The 3439-nt window shown below is 68.4% G+C and carries 2 protein-coding genes; both read right to left on the bottom strand.

Features of this window, described 5'->3' with window-relative positions; translation table 11 throughout:
- On the bottom strand, positions 1 to 2584 hold a 2584-nt coding region (locus ACFWUQ_RS31335; protein ID WP_384544791.1), incomplete at its 3' end, for a sugar phosphate nucleotidyltransferase.
- 94 nt (positions 2585 to 2678) lie between these two features.
- A complete protein-coding gene (locus tag ACFWUQ_RS31330; protein WP_384544789.1) occupies positions 2679 to 3269 on the bottom strand; it encodes a CDP-alcohol phosphatidyltransferase family protein in 591 nt (196 codons plus the stop codon).
- Between the last annotated feature and the right edge of the window lie 170 nt (positions 3270 to 3439).

Raw genomic sequence — 3439 nt, 5'->3', positions numbered from 1 at the left:
GCACGGCTATGGGAGAGTCGCCGGTCGGACCGGTGTCGGCCGTCGCGCTCCACTGGCCACGGCGGCCGAGTCGGACGGTGCGGCGCTGGACGGTGACGGCGCCGTCCACGACGGCCGCCCACTCGTCGAGCAGCGCCTGCGCGGAGGTGTCGTCCGGGCCCTCGGCCCACAGGTGGGTGACGGCTTCCGCCGGGTCCGGCAGGACCAGCGCCCACCGGCCGTCGGCCTCCACGACGCGGACGCCGTCCGTGGTGTCCACCTGGCGGTCGCCGGCCGCCTCGACGACCCGCCGCATCACGAGCCCCTTGACCGCCCACGGCGTCGGCACGTCCCGCTTGAGTACGTGCGCCCGCGGGATCCGGGCGTCGATCTGGCTCAGCGTGAGCTGGGTGCGCGCCACCAGTCCGAGCAGCTGCACGAAGGCGGCCGACCCGTCGAAGACGCTGCTGAACTCGGGGACGATGAACCCGCCCCGGGCGTCCCCGCCGAAGATCGTGTCCTCCGCCCGGCCCACCCGTGTCAGGTCGTCGGGCGAGGTGGTCGTCCACTCCACCTGCGTGCCGTGGTACGCGGCCACCTGCTCGGCGACCCGGGTCGTGGTCACCGGGAGCGCGACCTTGCCGCTGCGCTTCTCGGCGGCCACGAGGTCGAGCATCACCAGCAGCGCCCGGTCGTCCTCGATGATCCGGCCGCGCTCGTCCACCAGCGAGATCCGCTCGCCCACCGGGTCGAAGCGCACCCCGAAGGCCGCCCGCGCGGAGGCCACGATCTCCCCCAGCCGCACCAGCCCGGCCCGGCGGGACTCCACGCTCTCCGTGGGCCTCGACTCGTCGAGCCCCGGGTTGATCGTCAGCGCGTCCACCCCGAGCCGGCCCAGCAGGCTGGGCAGGACGAGTCCGGCGCTGCCGTTGGAGGCGTCCACGACGACCTTGAGCCCCGCGTCGCTGATGCCGGTGGTGTCCACCCGCCGCAGCAGCGAGCCCGTGTACGAGTCGAAGACGCTCGACGGGAACTGCAGGTCACCGATCTCGCCGGGGAAGGCGCGGCGGTACTCCTGCCGCGCGTACACGCGGTCGAGCTTGCGCTGCTGCGCCTGTGAGAGGTCCGCTCCCCGCTCGTCCAGGAACATGATGTCCACGGAGTCCGGCACGCCGGGCGAGGTCCGCAGCATGATGCCGCCCGCGCTGCCGCGCGCGGTCTGCTGCCGGGCGACGGGCAGCGGCACGTTCTCCAGGTCCCGCACATTGATGGCACTCGCCTGGAGCGCCGAGATCACGGCCCTCTTGAGTGCTCTCGCTCCTCGGGAGTGGTCGCGGGCCGTGGTGACGATCGCGCCCTTCTTGAGGGTCGTCGCGTACGCGCCGGCGAGCCGGACCACCAGCTCGGGCGTGATCTCCACGTTCAGGATGCCCGAGACACCGCGCGCGCCGAACAGGTGCGCCTGCCCGCGGGACTCCCAGATCACCGAGGTGCTGACGAAGGCGCCGGCCTCGATCGTCTTGAAGGGGTAGACGCGTACGTTCCCCTGGACAATCGATTCCTCACCGACGAGGCACTCGTCGCCGATGACGGCGCCGTCCTCGATCCGCGCCGCCCGCATGATGTCGGTGTTCTTGCCGATCACGCAGCCGCGCAGGTTGCTGTGCGGTCCGATGTACACGTTGTCGTGGACGACGGCCTTGTGCAGGAAGGCGCCGCTCTTGACGACCACGTTCGACCCGACGACGGTGTGCTCGCGGATCTCGGCCCCGGCCTCGACCTTGGCGTAGTCCCCGATGTACAGCGGTCCGCGGAGCACCGCGTCGGGGCTCACCTCGGCCCCTTCGGCGATCCACACGCCGGGCGAGATCTCGAAGCCGTCCATGTCGACCTGGACCTTGCCCTCAAGCACGTCGGCCTGCGCCTTGACGTAGCTCTCGTGCGTACCGACGTCCTCCCAGTAGCCCTCGGCGACGTAGCCGTAGATCGGCCGGCCTTCCTTCATCAGCTGCGGGAAGACGTCTCCGGACCAGTCGACCGAGACGTCCGGGTCCACGTAGTCGAAGATCTCCGGCTCCATCACGTAGATGCCGGTGTTGATGGTGTCGGAGAAGACCTGGCCCCAGGTCGGCTTCTCCAGGAAGCGTTCGACCTTGCCTGCCTCGTCGACGATGGTGATGCCGAATTCCAGCGGGTTCGGTACCCGGGTCAGGCAGACGGTGACGAGGCCGCCCTTCTCCTTGTGGAACTTGATCAGGTCGGTGAGGTCGAAGTCGGTGAGCGCGTCGCCGGAGATCACGAGGAAGGTGTCGTCCTTCAGGGCTTCCTCGGCGTTCTTCACGCTGCCGGCGGTCCCGAGTGGCTTCTCCTCATTGGCATAGGTGAGCTCCATTCCGAGCTCCTCGCCGTCACCGAAGTAGTTCTTGACGAGCGACGCCAGGAACTGCACGGTGACCACGGTCTCGTTGAGCCCGTGCCGCTTGAGCAGCCTGAGCACGTGCTCCATGATCGGCCTGTTGGCCACCGGCAGGAGCGGCTTGGGCATGCTTGAGGTCATGGGGCGAAGTCGCGTACCTTCGCCGCCGGCCATCACGACGGCCTTCATGTCGGAAGAGTCCTCCTAGAGAGACGACGTTCTCGCCGACCTCACCCGTCTCGGACTACGGCTTCGCCTACGCGTCATCCGGCGTCCGACGAGCTCAATCGGCCGTGGCGTCCGCCTTCACGAGACGGCGGACTTGAACCACGTAAAGGATTCCTGCCCACCAATAGAGGGTTGTACCCCATCCGGCGAACGCCCATCCGAAAACTGCCCCCGTCCAGGCCAACCAACCCGTGCCGTCACTGAGGAGTAGCAGGGGGAAGGCGTACATGAGGTTGAAGGTCGCGGCCTTGCCGAGAAAGTTGACCTGCGGCGGCGGATAGCCGTGGCGGCGCAGGATCCACACCATGACCAGCAGCATCAGTTCGCGGGCGAGCAGGGCCCCGGTGAGCCACAGCGGGAGGAGCTCGCGATAGGTCAGACCGAACAGCGTCGAGAGGATGTACAGCCGGTCAGCGGCGGGATCCAGCAGCCGACCGAGGTTGCTGATCTGATTCCAGCGGCGGGCGAGCTTCCCGTCGAGGTAGTCGCTGATCCCGCTCAGCATGAGGACGGCCAGGGCCCATCCGTCGTGCTCGGCCAGGATCAGCCACAGGAACAGGGGCACGCCGGCCAGGCGAGCCATGCTCAGGATGTTCGGAATCGTGAAAATTCGGTCGGTCTGAACCCGAGTCTCCTGGACCTCCACCCGGGGGCCTCCACTGTGACTGTAGAAAATGGTCGTTCACTGGCCCCCTGACCCTACAGGAGACGGCACCCCTGCCCGGGAACGCAGAAAAGCCCCGCACCGAACCCGGAACGGGTTGGTGCGGGGCATTCCCACAATGATTGTTCGGCGGCGTCCTACTCTCCCACAGG

The organism is Streptomyces sp. NPDC058662 (assembly GCF_042716255.1).
Lineage (GTDB): Bacteria > Actinomycetota > Actinomycetes > Streptomycetales > Streptomycetaceae > Streptomyces.
The sequence above is the reverse complement of the archived record's forward strand: the minus strand, read 5'-3'. Positions and strand labels throughout refer to the sequence as shown.